This window comes from Umbribacter vaginalis, assembly GCA_001552935.1.
GTDB lineage: Bacteria > Actinomycetota > Coriobacteriia > Coriobacteriales > Eggerthellaceae > Berryella > Berryella vaginalis.
Map to the genome: position 1 here is coordinate 59211 of KQ959713.1, position 21191 is coordinate 80401.

17 protein-coding genes and 1 tRNA gene are annotated in these 21191 nt (G+C 46.8%); 3 read left to right on the forward strand and 15 right to left on the reverse strand.

Features of this window, described 5'->3' with window-relative positions:
* Positions 1-68 precede the first annotated feature (68 nt).
* Positions 69-755 carry an orotate phosphoribosyltransferase gene (pyrE, locus tag HMPREF3190_RS06425; RefSeq protein ID WP_066781739.1) on the forward strand — a complete coding sequence of 229 codons (687 nt, stop codon included), beginning with the start codon at positions 69-71 and terminating at the stop codon, positions 753-755.
* A 314-nt stretch (positions 756-1069) separates the two neighbouring features.
* Positions 1070-1144 (forward strand) — tRNA-Thr (locus HMPREF3190_RS06430).
* A 118-nt stretch (positions 1145-1262) separates the two neighbouring features.
* Here HMPREF3190_RS06430 and HMPREF3190_RS06435 read toward each other — a convergent pair.
* The 12 genes from HMPREF3190_RS06435 to thyX form a co-directional block, all read right to left on the reverse strand.
* Entirely contained in the window at positions 1263-2252 is a 990-nt protein-coding gene (locus tag HMPREF3190_RS06435; RefSeq protein ID WP_066781486.1) for a radical SAM protein, read from the reverse strand.
* A gap of 159 nt (positions 2253-2411) precedes the next feature.
* Positions 2412-3347: a DegV family protein gene (locus HMPREF3190_RS06440; protein ID WP_066781488.1), complete on the reverse strand. Its 936-nt coding sequence runs from the start codon at positions 3345-3347 to the stop codon at positions 2412-2414.
* A gap of 75 nt (positions 3348-3422) precedes the next feature.
* Positions 3423-4325: a DegV family protein gene (locus tag HMPREF3190_RS06445; protein WP_066781489.1), complete on the reverse strand. Its 903-nt coding sequence runs from the start codon at positions 4323-4325 to the stop codon at positions 3423-3425.
* Between the two features lie 87 nt (positions 4326-4412).
* Positions 4413-5867: a nicotinate phosphoribosyltransferase gene (locus tag HMPREF3190_RS06450; RefSeq protein WP_066781490.1), complete on the reverse strand. Its 1455-nt coding sequence runs from the start codon at positions 5865-5867 to the stop codon at positions 4413-4415.
* A 70-nt stretch (positions 5868-5937) separates the two neighbouring features.
* On the reverse strand, positions 5938-7356 hold the full coding sequence (locus tag HMPREF3190_RS06455) for a PSP1 domain-containing protein (protein WP_066781491.1): 1419 nt from the start codon (positions 7354-7356) through the stop codon (positions 5938-5940).
* Positions 7334-8629 carry a DNA polymerase III subunit gene (locus tag HMPREF3190_RS06460; RefSeq protein ID WP_066781493.1) on the reverse strand — a complete coding sequence of 432 codons (1296 nt, stop codon included), beginning with the start codon at positions 8627-8629 and terminating at the stop codon, positions 7334-7336. The genes HMPREF3190_RS06455 and HMPREF3190_RS06460 overlap by 23 nt, the downstream gene beginning before the upstream one ends.
* 2 nt (positions 8630-8631) lie before the next feature.
* Positions 8632-9474 carry a dTMP kinase gene (gene tmk / locus HMPREF3190_RS06465; RefSeq protein WP_066781495.1) on the reverse strand — a complete coding sequence of 281 codons (843 nt, stop codon included), beginning with the start codon at positions 9472-9474 and terminating at the stop codon, positions 8632-8634.
* A gap of 51 nt (positions 9475-9525) precedes the next feature.
* Positions 9526-10077: a fumarate hydratase C-terminal domain-containing protein gene (locus HMPREF3190_RS06470; RefSeq protein ID WP_066781497.1), complete on the reverse strand. Its 552-nt coding sequence runs from the start codon at positions 10075-10077 to the stop codon at positions 9526-9528.
* Positions 10067-10948, reverse strand: a complete 882-nt coding sequence (locus tag HMPREF3190_RS06475) for a fumarate hydratase (RefSeq protein WP_066781741.1) — start codon at positions 10946-10948, stop codon at positions 10067-10069. Before HMPREF3190_RS06475 ends, HMPREF3190_RS06470 begins: the two co-directional genes overlap by 11 nt.
* Before the next feature lie 47 nt (positions 10949-10995).
* Positions 10996-12159, reverse strand: coding sequence for an NAD(P)-dependent malic enzyme (locus tag HMPREF3190_RS06480; protein ID WP_066781499.1), 1164 nt, complete (start codon positions 12157-12159; stop codon positions 10996-10998).
* A 2-nt stretch (positions 12160-12161) separates the two neighbouring features.
* Positions 12162-14759, reverse strand: a complete 2598-nt coding sequence (locus HMPREF3190_RS06485; RefSeq protein WP_066781501.1) for a DNA topoisomerase I — start codon at positions 14757-14759, stop codon at positions 12162-12164.
* A 125-nt stretch (positions 14760-14884) separates the two neighbouring features.
* Positions 14885-15505, reverse strand: coding sequence for an FAD-dependent thymidylate synthase (thyX, locus tag HMPREF3190_RS06490; protein WP_156425753.1), 621 nt, complete (start codon positions 15503-15505; stop codon positions 14885-14887).
* Positions 15506-15776: 271 nt separating this feature from the next.
* Between thyX and HMPREF3190_RS06495 the strand changes: the two genes are divergently transcribed.
* Positions 15777-16895, forward strand: a complete 1119-nt coding sequence (locus tag HMPREF3190_RS06495) for a class I SAM-dependent methyltransferase (protein WP_066781504.1) — start codon at positions 15777-15779, stop codon at positions 16893-16895.
* Positions 16896-17199: 304 nt separating this feature from the next.
* Here HMPREF3190_RS06495 and rpmE read toward each other — a convergent pair whose 3' ends face one another.
* The 3 genes from rpmE to HMPREF3190_RS07720 all read right to left on the reverse strand — a co-directional run bounded on the left by rpmE (position 17200) and on the right by HMPREF3190_RS07720 (position 21168).
* Positions 17200-17703 (reverse strand): 50S ribosomal protein L31, encoded by a 504-nt coding sequence (gene rpmE, locus HMPREF3190_RS06505; protein ID WP_066781508.1) that lies wholly within the window; start codon positions 17701-17703, stop codon positions 17200-17202.
* Positions 17704-17875: 172 nt separating this feature from the next.
* Entirely contained in the window at positions 17876-19822 is a 1947-nt protein-coding gene (locus HMPREF3190_RS07715) for an SHIRT domain-containing protein (RefSeq protein WP_449676359.1), read from the reverse strand.
* A 200-nt stretch (positions 19823-20022) separates the two neighbouring features.
* Positions 20023-21168 (reverse strand): L,D-transpeptidase family protein, encoded by a 1146-nt coding sequence (locus tag HMPREF3190_RS07720; RefSeq protein WP_066781510.1) that lies wholly within the window; start codon positions 21166-21168, stop codon positions 20023-20025.
* Between the last annotated feature and the right edge of the window lie 23 nt (positions 21169-21191).

The window sequence follows — 21191 nt, forward strand, 5'->3', positions numbered from 1 at the left end:
TAACACTCGTCAGTGTAAAACCAGCTGTGCAGAACACGTACGTTTGTGTAAGCCTAAGGAGCAATATGATGCAAGAATACAAACAACACTTTATAGAATTTATGGTTAAAAGCGACGTACTAAAATTTGGCGATTTTACGCTGAAAAGCGGACGCAAATCGCCTATTTTTATGAACGCTGGAGCATATAATACCGGCGAACAGCTCCACAAATTGGGGCTCTTTTATGCACAAGCTATTCATGATGCATTTGGGCTTGATTTTGACGTCGTATTTGGCCCCGCATATAAAGGCATTCCCTTATCAGTAGTAACAGCTATGGGCTTGCATGAGCTCTACGGTAAAGAAGTGCGCTACTGCTCAAATCGCAAAGAGTTAAAAGATCATGGCGATAGTGGTATGTTTTTAGGCGCTCCCTTGCGCGATGGCGAAAAAATTGTAATGGTTGAGGATGTAACAACGTCAGGTAAATCGATAGATGAAACATATCCCCTGCTTACCGAAGCTGCAAACGTTACTGTTGTGGGACTTATGGTGTCGCTTAATCGTATGGAAGTAGGAAAAAGTGGCACCTTGTGCGCCCTGGATGAAGTAGCGCAACGCTATCACTTCCCCACCGCAAGCATTGTAACAATGAGCGAAGTAATTGAAACGCTGCACAATAAGCCATGTCAAGGGCGTGTTGTTATCGATGATGAACTGAAACAGCGTATTGATACGTATTACGAACGCTATGGTGCGCAAGCTAAAAACTAAACCGCAGCGTACACGAAGCGCAAACACATCATAGCAACGCGATACGTAATGAAGCGCAACGCCACGCTCCCACTGCTGCAGCGTCTGATAAAACACATGCTCACATGTGTGAGACCAGCGCACAACGACGCTTACAAGGAGCGCACGAACGGTGCATGTAAACAGCACCTGTGCACTGCATGTAAACAGAACTAGCGCATGCGCACCTCTTGCTACATGAAAAATTTCATACCTATTTGCACGCCACCACAAAAAAATCGTAAATTGTGGCTTCAAAATGCAGAAATTTATCGTACAATATCAAAGTTGTGTGCGCCAGCATGGCTCAACGGTAGAGCAACTGATTTGTAATCAGTAGGTTGCGGGTTCGATTCCTGCTGCTGGCACCACTTTCTTTTTTAATCACACGCATTTCTTAGTATCGTTTATACAATTGCTCATCGCCACCATTAAGACGCTTCATGCGCGTTCACTTTCATGCGCTTTCACTTTCGCGCACGTTCACTGTCATGCGCGTTCGCTGTCACGTGCTTGCTCTGCGCTCAAAACACCAGTTCCGTCAAACGCAGGAATAAAACTTTCGCTGACAGGATCGCCTTCTTGCCAAAAATAATCTTCAATGCCTAAATCATCAGCAAAATTCAATAGACGCTCATAATCAGCTGCAGGAACACGCTGCGCTAACTCGGGATATTTCTGCAAAACGGCGCATGCACGCGCGTTGTGATGTTCAGCACTGCTTTTAAGCACCGACGTATATTGATTCATAAATGAATACGCAATCGAGTTTCCAAACGTATCCCACAACAAGCGCACAGCCTTACACGAATCATCAAGATGTCCAGGCAGCAATAAGTGACGCACGATAACACCTTTTGTCATTCGTGTTTGCTGATGGTACGTATCGTAAGTCATTTCTCCTACCTGCGCTGCCATGCGCTTAATTGCACGCAGTGCAATGCGCGGATACTCAGCAGCGCGCGAGTAATTGCGTGCAAGTTCTTCCTGAGCATACTTGAAATCGGCAAGAAAAACATCAACACTACCAGCAAGCATATCAAGCGAATCAATAGTTTCATAGCTTGAAGTATTCCACACAACAGGCAGTGAAAATCCCTTTTCACGAGCGCAGTTGAGGGCATATACCACATGAGGAATATAAGGCGTTCCCGTGACGCAATTAATATTCAGAGCACCTTTTTGTTCAAGTTCATGAAAAATAGCACTTAAACGATCGGTTGAAACTTCAATACCTGATTGCGCAAGTGCAATAGAGGCGTTTTGACAATAGCAACAGCGCAAGGGGCATCCCGAGAAAAAAATGCAACCGCTCCCACTGGCGCCTGACAAGGGCGGCTCTTCCCAAAAATGCAACTCTGCACGAGCAAGGCGCAACGATTCTCCTGCACCACAAAAGCCAATGGTGCCTTTATTACGCGCAGCACCACACGCACGAGGACATAAGGTACAAGAGTTTAATTCTGGCGCATGAAACATAGTAACTACACTTCATCGGACATACAGGCAGTACAAGGAGCACATGCTACCAACAGCGCTCGAACGGCACCAAACAAATGCCTAGTACGCACTACAAGAGCTGCACAAACCACGTGACGTAGCCACTCAACACTCGTTATAGACGCGTCTCTATCCATCTTACTGGCGCTTTATTTTATGAGCAATACGTTCAGAGATGGAAAGATTTTCACGGCTGTCAACGCCCCAAAACACAAGAGCAAGCATACCAGGACCTACATGCGAGCCAATGACAGGCCCGATATTGCATTCCAGAAATGCAAGTTCGTCATCTATTTTGCGCAACTCATCTTTTAAGCGTTCAACATCTTTCGGACAATCAGAATGTCCAATAAGCACGCGATGACGTTCATTGTGAACTTGTTCAATGCGCTTCTTATAAAAATCGGCCATCTGTCGAATGCCTTTTTTGCGTCCGCGTGCAACACCAACCAGCGAAAGTGTTCCATCAAGTGCAATATCAAGCATTGGTTTTACGTCAAGCTTGCTTCCTGCAAAAGCAACAGACGCAGGAATGCGTCCACCGCGTTTAAGAGCGTCTAAATCGTCAACCATAAACATTTCGTTAATAAAATATTTTGCCTCGTTTACCCACTCGACCAGTTCAACAGCGCTCAAACCGCGCGCACGTTGCCGAATTGCCTCGTAGGTAAGCAAACCTTGCGCAATAGAGGCAAGTGTTGTATCTACCAGATATAATTCACCATGAGGATACTGTTTACGCAAGGCGTCAGCCACTAAGCAAGCGGTATCAAAACTGCCTGATAATCCGCTTGTGAAGCTAAGATACACCGTTGGAATACCGCTCTCAAGCGCGCGTGTAAACACTTCCTTAAACACCGGTACGGGCACTTGCGCCGTTGATGGCTGCTCGCCTTTACGCATCGCTTCATAAAAATCATGTGCAGAAATACTCTGGAAAAAATCGTCTTTGCTTTCACCTTTGCTACTAATGTAGGGAAACTCAATAACGTCAATACCTTCACCAGCTACAACTTCTGCTGGTAAATCGCAACATGAGTCGATAATTAAATTGCAAGCACTATGTGATTTCATGATAACTCCCATACCACCAGGTAAATAAAACTGTGCTGAGGCGTGCACGCTTACTTGTAGCTTGTGTACAAACGCTTACGCGCTGCAAATAAGTGACGAACTTGGTTTTGTTACTTTATCGTGCAGTTTTTCAATGCATTCGTATGCAATACCAACCGCAGGGCCTACATGTACTCCCACAACAGGGCTTACAGGAGTCACTTGCACTGTCTTATTTAAAAATGGTTCAACAACATCATGTGCCCACTGTATTGCAGGATTTTTATCGCCAATATAGTGCACCATGACGTTGCGAATACCATACGCATCAACATCGTTTTTGAAATGTGAAAACATAGTTGTCATTGCTTTGTTGCGCGTACGCACTTTGGCACATACATGCGCAAGTCCATCTTTTACAGTAAGAACAGGTGTAATTTTCACCAGCCCGCCAAAGAACGCTGCTGCGTTCCCAATGCGCCCACCTTTATGCAGAAACGTAAGTGAATCGGGAACAAACAAAAAGCGTGTCGACTGAATACCTGATACCACTTCCTGAGCACAGATCTCCAAACTTGCACCAGCATCACGCGCTGCAACACCGCGCAAGAGCGGCCACGATTCATCGTATGAACACGACGTAGAATCAACCAGCGCATATTTAAAGTTTGCATGGGAAGCGTTTACTTCACGCGCAGCACGCAGCGCGCCTTCATACGTTCCTGACAAGCCAGAACTGACAAACACACCCAACAACTCGTCGCCAGCTTGCGCAATATCGGTAAAAATGCGCATGAATTGTTCTTGTGATGGCTGCGACGATGTGGGAATATCATGAATCATCTGGCTTATATTGCCATAAAATTCATCGATGTTCATTTCATTTTCGACAAATTCCTGGCCATGATAATTAACAAATAAAGAAACCACTTGAATATCGTGTTCGCGCGCAAATTGAGCAGGCAAACCTGCAACTGAATCGGTGACGATGCGAATCATACAATCTCCTTTGGTTAAAGTTCATCTACTATACCAAACATCACGCTTTCATTCCACTAAAGAGCGATTTGCACACGTAACGTGCACCTATTCGTAACCTAACAAATGAGCTACCAATGCGCTACGACTTTCAAAAATACCCTTTTCTAACCCAACAGGGTAGGTATGCGGATTTAACATACGCTTCTGTGTTTCATCAAGCTGTTCAAGTGAAGCCTTCGTGCGCTGCTGAGCAGCATGCACATCACGAAGCTCGTCTGCTAAAACAATCGATCCTTTACGCGCAAGAGGCTTAAGCAAGGTAGTATAGCGCATGCCATGCAAGCGCTTTCTGCGCAAATGATCGTGCGGATCAATGATAATTTCGTCTTCATTAACAGCTTTATAAATGTCAAAAATCATGTCCCCTGCAAGGCGTCCATCAGCATCAATATAACGACGCACATCAAGCACGCCCGGAATAGTAAGCTTTTGCGCACTTCCGGTAATTTTTACGTGATCGTGCCACGCTTGCTGGTTAGATGCGCGCGTTGCGCTTAATTTGTACACGCCACCCAAAGTAGGCTGATCAAACGCACACGCTAAACGGGTACCAACACCCCAACCAGCTACACATGCTCCTTCAGCGCGAATAGAACTTATTGAGTATTCATCTAAATCGTTTGAAAGAAACACGCCTGTATCGTGTAAGCCCGCCTGGTCAAGCAGGGTTCGTGCGCGTTTTGCAAGCCACGCTAAATCGCCAGAATCAATACGAATGCCTATTAAATGTTCTCCGCGCTGTTTCATCTCTAAACCAACGATGATAGCGTTTCGTATTCCCTGTTCAACCTCATATGTATCAACAAGCAACACGCAATCATGAGGATAACTTTGTGCATATGCCCGAAATGCATCGAGCTCTGTTGGAAACGACATCACCCATGAATGAGCGTGCGTTCCCGAAACAGGAACACCATACATGCTTCCTGCGAAGACATTTGATGTTGAAGTGCAACCGCCTACAATGGCGGCTCGCGAAGCCCACAGCCCGCCAACAGGGCCCTGAGCGCGTCGCAAACCAAACTCAGCAACGGGCGTTTGCGCTGCTAAACACACACGTGCTGCCTTTGTTGCAATAAGCGTATTAAAGTTCACACAGTTCAAAAGCGCCGTTTCTACAAGCTGACAATCGACAAGCGATCCAGTTACACGAACCAAAGGCTCATCAGGAAAAACAACGCTGCCCTCTGCAACTGCATCAATATCAAGCGTCAATTCATGTGTTTGTAAGAAGTGCAAGAAATCATCATGAAAGAGTGCTCCACCACTGTGCGATGGTATGCTCTTCAAATAATCAATATCACGTGCACTCCAGTGAAAATGCTCGATAAGCTGGGCAAGTTGCTCCATACCACACGCAATTGCGTAGCCGCCTTTAAACGGATAATCGCGAAAATACATATGGAAGCACGCTTGTGTTTCGTGAATACGATGTTCAAAATAACCTTGCGCCATCGTAAGCTGGTACAAATCGGTCGACAATGTTTCACTGAATTCCATTGATGTCTCCCTTGTTGCGTGAACACATGTTTGTTCGTTACTGACTTTCCACGTGCGAAAACGGGGTGCTCTACAGCTCGTGCGAACGGCGGCGCGAACGGCGATGAACCGGTGCTGCTTGCTGCGTCGTGACATCGGCGCTGGGTGCGGGCGCATCGGTTCTCACGCGAGCGCTGCGTATACGGCGCTTACGATGCGTCGCGGAAAGCTGCTGTTCTTCCTGCGAAGCGTCAAACGTGTTTGTTTGCGCATCCTCACGTGAACGCGCATGAAAACGCGCGCTTTCGGTGCGCGGCGTGCGCGAAGAAGACGCTTGCTGTCCATCGCGGCTGCTGCCCATGTCACGGCTGCGGCGCGAACGGCGTTCCTCCTGCGTACCCCGCGCGCGACGTGCTGCGCGTTCATCCTGTTCACCACGCGCTTTACGCCCATGCGACGATGCCTCCCGAGCGCTTCCTTCACGCGTTTCGTTAGATGCCACAGCGCTCGCACGCTGGCTTGCACGCGCATCATAGGTGTCATTAAACTTCTGGCGCATTTCACGAGAATGCAAAGCTTGTGTTTCATTATCGGTAATTTTTACTGAACTTACCGTTGATACATGCCACTCATCGCCTTCTTCAGCACGACGAATAGCCTCATTCCACTGGGCGCGTTTAATATAGCTTGGTCGCTTCTCGCCGTTTTGTGTGCGTAAATCACTCAAAGGCACTTGCACTAAGCGTCCTTCTTCAATTTTAAGCGACACCATCTCACGCAGTACGTTTATGTCATTAATATATGCTGTTCCATCAGGCGTTTCAATAGGTGCATTCATCTTTGGAGCACGAGCGTACACTTCCTTATACGCTTCAACTTCATAGCGTAAACAACACATTAAACGCCCACAGGCGCCCGTAATTTTTGGCTGATTGAGCGATAAGCCTTGATCTTTTGCCATACGAATAGAAACAGGGTTAAACTCGCCACCCAAACGCTTACAGCATAGCTCTTGCCCGCAATGGGCAAGTCCGCCTACAATACGTGCCTGATCACGTACGCCAATTTGCACTAAATCGACACGCACATGAAAGCGCCCGTACAATTTTGGAATAAGCTCGCGAAAATCGAGGCGTTCTTCCGACTCAAAGTAAAAAATTGCTCGATCGCCATCGAATAAAAACTCAACAGCAACAGGCTTCATCTCTTTAATCGTTTCTGCTGCAAGTTTTTTGAATTCAGGAAGCGCTTTGCGAGCCTTATCGTCCAACTCAGCCGAGCGCAACACATCTTCATCGCTCGCTACACGCACGACAGGTTTAAGCGGGCTTTTAAGAGCACGTAACTGTTCCTCGCTTGGTTCGAAAACAGGCATGTGAACAGCTCCAAACTCTTCGCCGCGCACTGTTTTAACGATAACAGAATCGCCAACTTCAAGCGATAAATCACCCGCATCAAACCATAAGGTTTTTGGGTTATATGCCAACCTAACAGGGGCTACACGAACCATAAAGGTCCTCTCTTAACTCTATAAACAGCGCTTTTAAACAAACCGATGGAATGCAGTTGCGCGTAAGGCGATAACGATACGTTTGCAAACACTCCAACATATGCACCCCTTGCTTCTCGGATATACAAGAAGCAAGCCTCTCAATAAGCGCACGTTGATCATGTAATGTTACGGCATGTGATGTAGCAAACATACATTCAAGCACATTGGTAATAAGCGCTTCTAGCACATCGATACAAAACAAATACCTACTTAAATTATATATGACGTTTTCCCTTTTGAGTGTTAATTCAAGCTTCTGCACTGCTTTATTGCTTAAAAATTCACGAGTTTCCTCTAAATGATGCAAGGCATGCTGTTGTTCTTCTTGAACACACTGCTCAATTATGTCGCACAGCGACTGCGCACAACAAAGCGCTTGCCACTCGTCAGCTTGTAAAAGCGTTAAACACGCTTCAAAACACGCTAAGCGCAACTGTTGCAACAACGCAGACGCCATGAGTTGCTTACATTGAACAATGCTACCACCACACGATGCAAGATATGACTGAATAAGCTGCGTGTTCGTCAGATCAACGTGATGTGTGTTTTCGACTATGGCACGTTGGGTGCTCGATGCAACAGCATTGGGACTGTTCATCATAGTAACACGTTGCATGTGCGTTGCAGTACCATCATTTTGGGTGTTTGCAGATGATGCGCGGGAAGTTGCGTTCGACGTTTTAGCATAATGTTCAAGATACGTACACACATCAGCAGATGGCAAAGCTGCAAAATTGCACACAACGCAACGTGACACAATAGTTTCAAGCACATTGAAGCGTTTTGATGTCGTAAGAATGAACACAACGCGCGATGGCGCTTCTTCCAATGTTTTAAGCAGGGCATTCGCACTTGAAGCGGTAAGTTTATCGGCATCGTGAAGCACATAAACTTTATACGGCGCGCACAACGGCATAACCGCCGCATCACGGATAATTTCCTGTGCTTGATCGATAAGATACCCATTCGTACCACCAGGCCAGTATTCATGAATATCAGGATGCATATGTCGCCGCGCTTGCAAGCAGCTATCACACGTTGTGCAACCGTTGTGCTGACACACAAGCGCACATGCAAGTGCTTGCGCTACAAGGTCACTTTGTGAACTGGGCGGTCCAACACATAACACAGCATGCGCAACGCGCGTACTTGCAAGCATAGAAACCAAGGTTTGAACAGGGACATCGTTTGCAGGAAGTTCCTGAAATACCCGTGGAATATCCGCTGTCATTCCTAACAGAGCTCCTCATGATGCAAACAAGGAAATAGCCCTGAAAGCGCTTCACAAACGCGCTTGAACGTGCACTCTTTGCTGGAGGCAGTATGCACAATCGCTATTCGCTGCGGATACTGCTGTGCAATATGATGATAGCCTGCAAGTGTTGCCTGCTGAAACTCCACCCCTTCCCGCTCCATGCGATCGTGTTCGTTATTTACCAGCTCGTTGGCAAACTTCTCATGAGGATTTCCCTCAGGAATAAGCAAAATTGTTTTGTCAGGAACACACTCATCGCACACAAACGCATTACAGCGCTCGATAAACGCAGGATCAAGCCCTCTACCATAGCCTTGATACGCAACGCTTGAATCCATAAACCTATCGGCTAATACAACACAACCCTGTGTAAGAGCAGGACGAATAACAGTATCCACCAGCTGTGCGCGCGCCGCTAAAAACAACATTAACTCTGCTTTGGCACTTAAAGGCTCGCTGCACGTTTTCACAATTTCGCGAATGTGTGCTCCTAACTGCGTAGAGCCCGGTTCTTGCACGTATACTACCTTATAGCCATGCTGCTCAAGTGCTGCTGATATGTGCTTAATATGGGTTGATTTACCTGCTTTATCACAACCCTCAAAACTTATGAAAACTCCCTGCTTAATACCTTGGTTTGAAGCACATGCACTCGAAGCACTGGTGTGCGAATCACTGGTGCTCAAAACACTGGCACATGACTGACAAGCAGTCGGCTGAGCGGACTGGGTACGCAGCTGATTAGCGAGCTCACTGGCATTCGGTTTCATATTCGGTTTCATATTCAATTTCGTATTCGGTTTCGTATCAAACGTGTTCACGCATGCTCCTTTGGTGCACTAGTAACGCAACATAGCGTCCTATTCGGTGCTCTATTCGGCGTCCTTTCCATTGTAGGAATAAATGTCACGTCCACAGGTGTCAATACCCACAAATACAGGAAAATTTTGCACGTGAATGCGGCGCAGCGCTTCACATCCTAAGTGGTCATAAGCTACTACCTGCGCAGAGGTGATGCATTGCGCCAGATAGGCGGCAGCGCCTCCGACCGTTACAAAATAAACTGCCTTGTTGCGCACGCACGCATCGCAAACAGCTTCGCTGCGAAGTCCCTTGCCAATGGTAGCGCGAATGCCGCAATCGTATAAGCGTGGGGCGGCAAAATCCATGCGGGAAGCTGTCGTAGGACCAATAGCGCCAAAAGGACTATCATCGCGCTCGGGTGTTGGGCCTGCATAAAAGATCGCTTCACCTGAAAGATTATACGGCAAGCGTCCTTCGTGCGCGTCAATTTCCTTTAGCAACAGCGCATGACCTGCATCGCGCAACACGTACATCACGCCGGTAAGCAAACACGCCTCACCTGCTACGAGCGAACACGCATCGGCACGCGATAAAGGAAGCGAAAGACACTTAGAGCTCATAGCTTGCCCGCCTCATAGCACAACAGCCCATGTTAATCGCTAGAGGAAGCGCAGCAATATGACACGGCGCCGTTTCCACACGAACACCAAGCGCAGTTGTTTTGCCACCAAGCGCCGCAGCACCTATACCCGTAGCGTTGATAGCATCCAAAAGTTCTTGCTCAAAAGCCTGCGTTTCGGAATCGCGCGCAGGAACATCCAGCGGACGCATAAGCGCCATTTTTGCAAGATGCGCCACTTTGTCAAACGTAGCTCCAACGCCAATACCCACCAGCAAGGGCGGACATGCGTTGGCGGCTTTTTCGTGCACGCAGCGTAAAATTTCATCGATAATGCCCTGTTTACCTGCGCTGGGAGGCAACATTACAATGCGACTGGCGTTATCAGAGCCGCCGCCTTTCAGCATGATGTGAACGCGTGCGCCAGGCGCATCGCAAGCATGCATCTCGCAAAATGCGGGCGTGTTATTGCCGGTATTCGTGCGATCAAACAAGGCATTGCGCACGAGAGAACAGCGTAGCTTATGCGTGATGTACGCACGGGCAACTTCTTCGTTTACCAGGCTAAACACATCCCCCTGCACGCACACATTGGGACCGACTTCCAAGCACACCCACACAGAACCAGTATCTTGACACAAAGGACGTGCTTCATCAGCGGCAACGTGAGCGTTTTTCATCAGCACATCAAGCGCAAATGCGGCGCGTGACGATGCGTTTTCTTGCTGTTCACGCTGATAAGCACTCTCAAGAGCGCACACAATATCATGCGGAAGCGAGCACGCTAACGCAGGAATAGCGTCCGCAACAACATGCGCTATTCGCTCCTTGGTAATGACAAGATGTTTAGTGTACGGATTCGCTCCACTCATAGGCTGCTTATGTGCCACCGACTGCTCATTTCTTACACGCGCTGCACTTACGCTATCGCGCATTCCTTAACTGCCTGCGCAACCGCTTCTGCACAGCGCTTATCGAAGGGGTCAGGCATGATAAACGTTTCGCATAATTCCTGATCAGACACTAAGTTTGCAAGTGCATGCGCCGCCTTTAAAAGCATCTCGTCGGTGATGCGCGCAACATGCGCTTCAAGCGCGCCCTTAAAAATTCCCGGGAACGCGATAACGTTGTTAATTTGATTCGGGAAATCGGAACGACCTGTTGCTGCAATACGTGCGCCAGCAGCAAGAGCTTCATCAGGATAAATTTCAGGAACAGGATTAGCAATTGCAAAAATAATGGCATCGCTGTTCATGCTTTTTACCATGTCGGCACTCAGCGCACCTGCAACAGACACACCAATGAAAATATCGGCTCCCACAAGCGCATCACTGAGCGATCCTTGCTTGTCTTCCTTATTCGTATACGTAAGAAGCTGCTGCTTAATAGGTGTTAAACGCGCGCTTTTCGAGGAAACAATGCCGCGTGAATCGCATACGATAACATCCGAAATGCCGAACTGCACCAGTAGTTTTGCAATAGCAACACCCGCAGCACCTGCGCCATTAATCACAACACGGCACGCTGCAGCTTGCTTTTTAGTAATGCGCAGCGCGTTGATAATGCCACACAGCACTACAACAGCCGTTCCATGCTGGTCATCATGAAACACAGGAATATTCAAGCGCTCTTTAAGTTTTTGCTCAATTTCAAAGCAGCGCGGTGCTGAAATATCTTCCAAGTTAACACCACCAAAGGTTGGCGCTAACAACTCAACTGTATGGACAATTTCGTCAACATCTTGCGTATCAAGGCAGATAGGGAATGCATTTACGCCACCAAATGCCTTAAAGAGTGCAGCTTTTCCCTCCATAACAGGCATTGCGGCTTCAGGTCCAATGTTGCCCAAGCCCAATACCGCACTTCCATCACTTACAACCGCAATAGTGTTTGCTTTGAGCGTGTAGTCGTAAACGCGCGCGGTGTCATGCGCGATTTCCATACACGCAGCTGCAACGCCAGGCGTGTATGCATTCGCTAAGTCGTCACGCGATTGAAGCGTCATTTTCGGTTCGGTTGAAATTTTTCCCTGCCATTGTTTGTGCAGTTCAAGTGCTTTTTTGTTACGCTCTTCAAGGTTCATGCTTACTTCTTTCTGCTTGTTGTTTTTGCTACTTTACCCGCCTTAGCTGTTGTTGTTTTTGCAGTCTTGCTCGCTTTGGTTGCTGTTACTTTTCCTGCTTTTCCAGTTTTACTTGCTTGCGAGCGCGCTGACTTACGCGAGCTTGACGTGCGTTTTTTGATGCTTGCTTCCTCTGTTTCTTTACTCGGACATGAAAAATTCGGGCACAATTTCCACGGCCCGCGTGTTGTTGTAACAATCACCAGCGGTGCGCCGCAATGCTCACACACTTCATCAGTAGCAGTAATAGCACCATATTGCGGAAGCGGATATCCCGTTTGGCAATCATCATAATTTTCACAGCGAATAAAACGCTTCAAGGTACGTGGATTGCGCTGAGCAATAAGCTTAGCGTGTTTTCCCTGCTCTTTACACACAGGACATTCGCCTACTACCACATCGGGCTCTTTATTTGATGCACACGCGGGGTCAATACACATAATGCGTGGCTTAGTGCGAAATGCCGTAACTTTTACTTGCGGCATGCCGCATGCCGGACACAGTTCGTCAACCGCTTCAATTTTGCCACTGGGTAGCGGATATGTTACATCGCAATCAGGCCAGCCCGCACATCCAATAAACATAGAACGCGTTTTTTGCGATGCGCGAATTTGCAAATCTTTACCACATTTTGGACATTTTCCAACATACGCATAAGCAGCAACAGCATCAGCAAGTGCTTCTTTTACTTCTTCTACGTGTGGCAACAACGCTTCAAGCTGATCGGCAAGCAAGCTGCGCGAATCGCTCACCACATTTTGTTTTGTACTTGCACCGGTTGCAATCGAATTCATCTCTTCTTCAAGCTGCGATGTCATTTCAGGATGCGTGATATGAGGCGCATATTTATCGAGAGCATCACATACCGCTATCCCCAACGAACAAGGCTCAATCGGGTCGTTCACAATATATTTCACGTTATATAAACGCTCGATAATGGAATGACGCGTTGACTTTGTTCCCAAGCCAAGCTTTTCCATTTCCTGAATTAAGCGACCTTGCGAATAGCGCGCAGGAGGTTCCGTTTGCTTGTGTGTGCAGGTTGCTCCTCGAAACACAACTGTATCGCCTTCGTGAAGCGCAGGCAATTGCTCATCACGCTTAAGCCCAAAGGGATAAATTTCGCGAAATCCTGGCACACGTAACACGTCACCTTTTGCAACAAAAGACTGATCGTTTACTGTTAAGTCTACCTTAGTACCTTCAATAACCGCTGGTGAACTAAGTGTTGCTAAAAAGCGACGCGCAATTAAGTTATACAATTTATAACGCGGCGCATCAATCATCTCGGGTGTTGCTAACGCTGTTGGATAAATAGGCGGATGATCGGTTGTTTGCTGCTTGCCGCGCGTAGCACTCAGCTTCGGCTGCTTCAACAACTGTTCACAAAATGGCGTGTAAGCTGGGTTTTTAGCTATAGCACGCACCGTATCTTTTAAATTAAGCGTTGAGGGGTATACCGTATTGTCAACACGCGGATACGAGATATAGCCATCCATGTATAAACTTTCAGCAAGACGCATGCATCGAGCAGGAGAAATACCCTCTGCGGATGCTGCTGCCATCAAGCTTGTTGTATTAAACGGCGCAGGTGGCGCAACCGTACGCTTCTTGCGCGTGACGCAAGCAACCCGACCGTGCGTAGCGCCTTCAAGTGCCTGCATCGCAGCCTGTGCCGCCTCTAGCTGCTTAAATCGAGCAGTCGCATGAGTGGAGCTAAATGCATCAGTGCTGTTCTCTTCTCCAAATTCACCCTGAATAACCCAATAATCTTCAGGAACAAATGCCATGCGCTCACGCTCTTTTGCAACAATAAGCGCAAGCGTGGGCGTTTGCACGCGTCCTGATGAGCGCACGTTGCCATAACCAGCAAATTTTACAAGCGTCAAGTAACGCGTTAACACGGCGCCCCAAATAAGATCGATGTCTTGGCGCGATGCGCCTGCCGCTGCCAAATTATTATCAAGCTCTACCAAATGAGAAAACGACTCTTCAATTTCTGCTTTCGTAAATGACGAATAACGCGCCCTTTGAACAGGAACGTTAGGAGCAACATCGTAAATGCAAGAAAGCGCATCGGCTCCAATAAGCTCGCCTTCGCGATCAAAGTCGGTTGCGATAATAACTGATGAACACTTTTTTGCAAGGTTTTTAAGCGAGCGAATAATATCTTTTTCTTTGGGAAGCTTTTCGATAGGTGCATATACCAAATACGGTAGAGCATCCATTTTCCACGTTTTAAGATCAATACCATCAGGCATAAAAGGTTTGCGGCGCGTATTAAAAGGAGGTACTGGAAGCGTTTTAGGAAGCGTTACGCTGAGATGGTTTCCCGAAGCATCAACACCTGACCAACCTGCTTTTTTTGTATACGTAAGCTGCTCGGTAAAGTTCGGCTCTAAAATATGACCGCGCAAGCCAATAGTAACCCACTCTTCACCTTGATGCTCAAAACGATACACAGGAGTAGAAAATACTTTGTCTTTTTTTGGCGCACTGGAACTTAATAGGCGAGCAATTTTTTCAGCAGCATCATTTTTCTCGGTTACCACAAGCTTCATGTGGGAAATCCTCTCCTTGGTGCCATGCTATCAGGCGTCATACAACGCATCAAGCCTCGCACAACCCGTTAGTAATACCATTATGCGCATAAAATGCGGCGTTGACTACAACACATACACCATGCTTAGTCTTCATAGCTTCTCTTTGCATGCGAAAAAATAAAAGGTGCAGTTGGTTCTACTAAATCGAACATCGTATTAGCAAGCTGTCGAATTTCCCATTGTGCGCATTTATCGCAGCGCAGCGAGAAGAAATTAAACAGCGAACGAATATTCATTGTTACAACAATTTTTGTTTCGGTGGCGTTAGTAAGTACAAAACGAGCATCTTCACAGGGAATATCAGCTTCAATCATTTCTTTATACAAATCGCTTACTTGCTGAAGGAGATGATCATAACGCTCAGAAAACACTGGATTGTTCGCAATCGATTCTGGCTTAACAGTTGGAACTGCATCTTTAAATTTCACGTAACGCTGAGATTGTTGTGAATAGCTTGCAATACGATGACGCACTAACTCATGCGAGCATGCACGCGAAATGCCCTCAATAGCAAACGTATAGCACACATGCTCGAGCGTTGAATAATGTTTGCGCTTCAAAATAACACTCAAAACGCGATGTATTTTTTCTTCTTCCATGGTTTCAAGTAAATCGGCAGCCCCTACCGATGCGTAACATAAATGTGCTGCACACGCAATTGCGCGTTCGGGATTAGGCGTATGATAGAGTAATTCGACGTTCATGATGCTCCTTTGCTGTCGATAACTGTCATGCAGTACTGATGTGCATTACTGATGTATTCTAGCACCCTTCTTGTATATTTGAGTATATAAACATGAACATAAATGCGTTTTCATAAACGATACACTCATAATCATAATTGCTTTACAAACTGGGATTATAGTGGGCTACATCCAAAAAAACAGGGTGTGTATACGCACTCATGATACACTATAAATGTGTCATATTATACCTTGAGGGGAAGAACACGAAAAAGAACAAGGGGCCATACTCATGAACACATCTGAAGCGCCAAAGTCTGTTTGTTCAAGCGCGCGCCATGCTGATACCAACCAACAAGCACACCATATTACCTACGATCAACTGGTAAAATACTGTAACATACTCGACGACGCATGCATACCTCTGTTGTTAAATATCAACTGGAATGATGAATGGAAACGCATCCAAAAAACGCGTAATTCACCTGATGATAGCAGTGCATGGGATGCACGTGCAGCCAGTTTTCCTACAGCGCATGGCACGCATAGCGCCTACGCAAGCACGTTTATTGCATACTCCGACATTCAAGCGAGCGACACGGTGTTTGATATGGGTTGCGGAACAGGCGTTCTTGCGTTGCCGCTGGCACAAATGGGTGTTGATGTATTGGCGGCAGATTTTTCACGCGGTATGCTTTCTGTCATGGAGCAATCATTGCATATGCACCATATTGCCTTTTCGCATGCACAATCAGCCCGAACGTTTATCGATTCGCATGCACAAACGACATGTGCGTTAATAACACAGGAAGCAAACAAAGCGCATACCACCCATACAGGATCGGTACATATTATGCAACTAAGCTGGGAAGATGTGTGGAGTGATGCGGGTTTTCAGCCAAACATGGTAGACGTTGCTGTTGCGTCGCGCTCAATTGCAACAAGCGATTTAGGCAAAAGCATCCTGCGTTTGAGTATGGTGGCACGGCGCCGCGCGTGTATAACGCTTGCGCGTGAAGTGTCGCCGCGCATTGACAGGCGCTTAATGGAAATGCTGCAGCTTCCTATGGTTGTTGGACGCGATTTCTACTATGCGTTCATGATTCTAGCAGGCTACGGATTTACTCCTGAAGTACGCTATATTCCCGCAGGTAGACACGACTATTTCGACACGCTTGATGAAGCGCACGAATTCTATGAACGCTTGGTCGTTGGCAGCTTGAAAAACTTCGTTGATGCGCAGGCGCTTGCACGTGCGATACAGCGCTTGCACGTATGGGTGGATAGCGAAATTGTTGCGAACCCACACCAATGCGAAGACACGCCGCAGGCACTGCGGACGCGTGAAAAACGCGATGTGCAATGGGCGCACATAAGTTGGGATACATCGTCTTTTCCTGCGCAGTCATAACACGGCGAGGCACGTTACGCGCACGATGCAGCTTATCATGTGCACGTTTCGGCTTGTTATGTGCGCGTTTCGGCTTGCCTGCGCCATTTGCACGAAGCAGCACACTCCCTGCGCATTGCACCGCTCCCCGCCTGATTCGGCTTGTCACCAGCGACAACGGCACTTAGCACCTTAAGGGATGCCGTGCATGAAAATCCACCTACAAAAAAATCGGTGTAACGAGCATGTACACTCATTACACCGACTTACCGTTCCAACACTGTTATGACGCTTACATCAAGAAAGTGTCAAAGAAGATAATGCGCTATTCAGCCTTTTCAGATGCGCTTGCATCAGCGCTTTTCTCGTCATTTTCTTCAGCAGTATTCTCGCTGGCAACTTCAGCGCCAGCAGCTTCTTTTTCAGCAGCTTCTTTTTCAGCAGCTTCTTTCGCAGCAGCTTCTGCAGCTTCCTTTGCTTCTTTTTCAGCGCGAGCAGCATATTCCTGAGCACGCTTTTCTTTTTCAGCAGCTTTTGCAGCACGCTCGGCCTTGCGCTTTTCTTCTGCAGCAAGAGCAGCTTGTGCACGCTCTGCTTTACGTTTTTCTTCACGCTCAGCAACCGATGCACTTGCAGAACCAAATTTATTCGCAAAGCGCTGTACGCGTCCGCCCGTATCAACAAATTTTTGCTGACCAGTATAGAACGGATGGCACGCATTGCAAATTTCAACGCGAATTTCAGGCTTGGTAGCATGCGTTTTAAATGTATTTCCACAGCTACACGTTACCGTGCATTCCACATATTCGGGATGAATTCCGGGTTTCATATAGTCTCCTTTATCGAGGCTTGGTTTCCGACCAAGCCGAAGAATTGCTCGAGCAGTTTACCATACTTGTACACGCCAATCAAGCGCATGCACCACACGTGGTCTTATTATGAACACATGTACACAATATTTGCACGCAGCATACTAAAGCACGCGGCATACTATTCGCACGCTAGTTATTCTGCTCTTTTTTTGCACGTTTACGCATATGTATACTTGCCATTCCAGCACCAAGTGCTGCAAGAGCAAAACCAAATGGCGTCGTATCTGCTGTTTTCGGTAAACGTTTCTGCTCGTTATGTGCGCCGTGTCGATCATGCGGCGCCACCTCATGAGCGCCACGTGCTGTATCGGAGTTCGAATCAGGTTTATCGAGCGGACGCAGCGTATCGCGCTTGTTTACATCAGGAACGTCTTCGCTGTGAGGCATTTCAGGTGCAGGTGTAGGCGCTGGTACAGGATTAGGTTCAGGGTGTGGTGTCGGTGTGGGCACCGGTGTCGGTGCAGGAGGCGTTGGTACAGGCGGCTTAGGAGCAGGTGGCGCAGGTGTTGGAGGCTGCGGTTGTGGTTCAGGATCTTTAACAAACGTCCATGTTCCTACAAACGTAACATCGTTAGCGATATTTTCCATACGCGCCTTATCCCACCCGCTAAATTTCCACGTTCCTTTAGCTTGTGCATCTTTAATTGATGTTGTTGTAAGGCTTTGTGCTGTAATGTCAGTTGTTTCGTACGCTGTTGTTGCTTGCGGCAAAAGCGCTAACACATTTTGGGGAAGCGCCTGGTGAGCATCAGTGCCGTTAACAAATGAATAGGTAACATTAAATTTTTTTGCACCACGAATAAGAAATGATGTATCTCCAAGCACGAAACCTTTATCGCCCCACATTTGGTTATCACCATTCTGGTTTTTATAATACAATACCGACCAAGCTTTGCCATCTTTCGTATTTACAAAGGTAAAGGTGTTCTTTGCAGTATCAACCGTGCCAACATTGGCAAGATACGCGCCATTACCATCGTTATCGTTATAAATATCAAAATATATCGGCTTAGAAGTGCCCTCGTTGTTCTTTGCAATAACATTGGTAAAGTGATATTGCACAGGACGCGAGGTTGCCTTCTGGGGATTATCTTTATGGGGAACAAGCACTACATCAGGCAAGTGTTGCGCAACAAAAGGAGTGGCATGCTGAATATCTTGCATGTTTTTAGGTAATATGCTCCAATACTTTTTCAAGTCAAGCTTGCTCAAGTCGCCGTTATCAACAATTTTTGTAATATTGTTCCACCCAAAAGCTTGAGAGCCAATAATTTTAAGCGTAGAGGGAAGTGTTACCGAGCTAATGTTATTTTCCCGAAAAGCAACGGCATCAATTTCGGTTACTCCCTCAGGAATAGTAACTTCGCCGCCAATACTGTTCCACCAAAATGCAGCGTACCCGATTTTTTTCAGTGTTGAAGGAAATGTCACGCTTTTAATGAGTCCATCATATCGCTTACTCGAATTAGAAAATGCCTGTCCATCAATTTCAGTGATACCTTCGGGAATAACAAGTTTACCACCCGATTTTTTCAGTTTTTCTATACCAGATGCCAACAGACCTCCTGGAGCTGTGCCGTCAGTTGAGCGTCGATCAACAATTTTTGTGTCATCGTTTTCATCAAGGTAGAAATCAGCTTTTGTCCACGTAATCGTTTCAGATGTATCCGCAGTGCTTCCACCATTGCCAGTGTTACCACCATTGGCATTCGTTCCAGCATTGGCGCTGTTTGCTTGCGCGGCACCATTTGAAACAGGTGTAGACGTGCTAGCACCAGTATTTCCAGCCCTACCCGCTAACGATTCTTGAGCACTACGCGTTTGTGCAGACTGTAGGGCAGAACTACTGCGATCACGTGTTGCTGCACGAATATCTTCATACGATTTATGCTGCAATTGAGCGGGTGTTATACCTCCCCCCGCAGTATTTTTAGTATCTAATTGTGTTTGCGTTTGTAAAAGCTGCTCGCTTGTACTTACCGGTGATGGGGTAGCAAAAGCGCTCCCTGATACCATTGCCACACTTGCACACAGCGACACAGCCACTACGCTAAAGCGCGATTTAACATGACTCATAAATGTCCTCTCAAAAATGTAATCACATATTCTTAAATTATAAGTATTACTGTCATTGTATAAGCAATGCTTATATTCTATACACTATAAGTGTAACAAACAATAAGAAGCTCTCTCATGCTTTTATGACTCTCTTCGAGAACTTCCAAGAAAAATTTACAAGCTTTTAAATTAAAACACGCGGCATATGCGCCACTATCTTATGAAATATGCACCGCGGTATTGCGTGGAATATTCCTATAGAACCACTGCGCATCAGCAACACTTAAGCGTATACATCCATGTGAAGCAGGTACACCAAGCTTTTCTGCTTCATGAGCAATATAGCTGCCCTCACGCGATGTAGTAGGAACTGAGTGAAAAAGATACGTCGTACCTTTAAAAGCAACCCAATAATTTGCTCCCATACGTTCGCGTGGATTATAAAAATGCAAATCACGCTCGCCTATGCGAAAGTCCCCCCGTGGCGTTGTGTTGTCCATTCCACTACTGATGACCATGGTATAAATTGCGACGTTATTTTGATAAATAACAGCACGCTGTTGTGAAAGATTCACAAGCACCTTAACGCGCGCATTCTTTTGCAAAACAGGATAAGCTCCCCCTGTTGGCAAATACCAAAACGGAGCATTAAAAAAACGTGATGCGTGTGCGGGCGGATACGCAGGAAACAGCAACGATGAAAAAAACTGTGGCAGCAACGAAGCGCTGTTGAGTGGTTCAACAAACGATGACACGTTTGCACCATACGACAAGCTAGCAGCCAGCGGCTGAACTACGGTCATATAGCGCAATAGTGCAAGATCGGTGTATATATCAGCACGTGTATGATTGTTGCGCGTGTGAAGAAGCGTATGCAACGGATCATTCGCACGATACATAACACTTGGCGCTGATGCAGCTGGTAGCGAGCCATAAACAGCATCAGCACTATGCTGCGCAGTATATGCTCCCTGCTGAACACTATCCTCGTGTGTTGTATTTGGAGTATGACTGCATCGTGCAAGCAATACAACCACGCAAAGCAAAGGAGCACCACATACAGCTATCAAAAGCAATCGTTTACGCTGTTTTTGCATTCCTCGTGGTGTATCGTGCGCTGTATAACGGGTTCGATCAAAAGAATGAATTGCACTATCAAGCACTGAATGCGGTGAATTATACTGCATTTCTCCTGGATGACCAGCCTGTTTTTCTTTGCTGTAGCGCGCAAAAAACCGCAACAAAAACTGCACTAAGGCACGCGCATAATAAAATATCACATGCGCAAGATAGAGCAATGCATACGCTACAAGCCGCAAAAGCACTGCACTGCCATTAAGCAGTTTGATAAGAAAATCAGGCACTCATACTCCTATTTCAGGCGCTC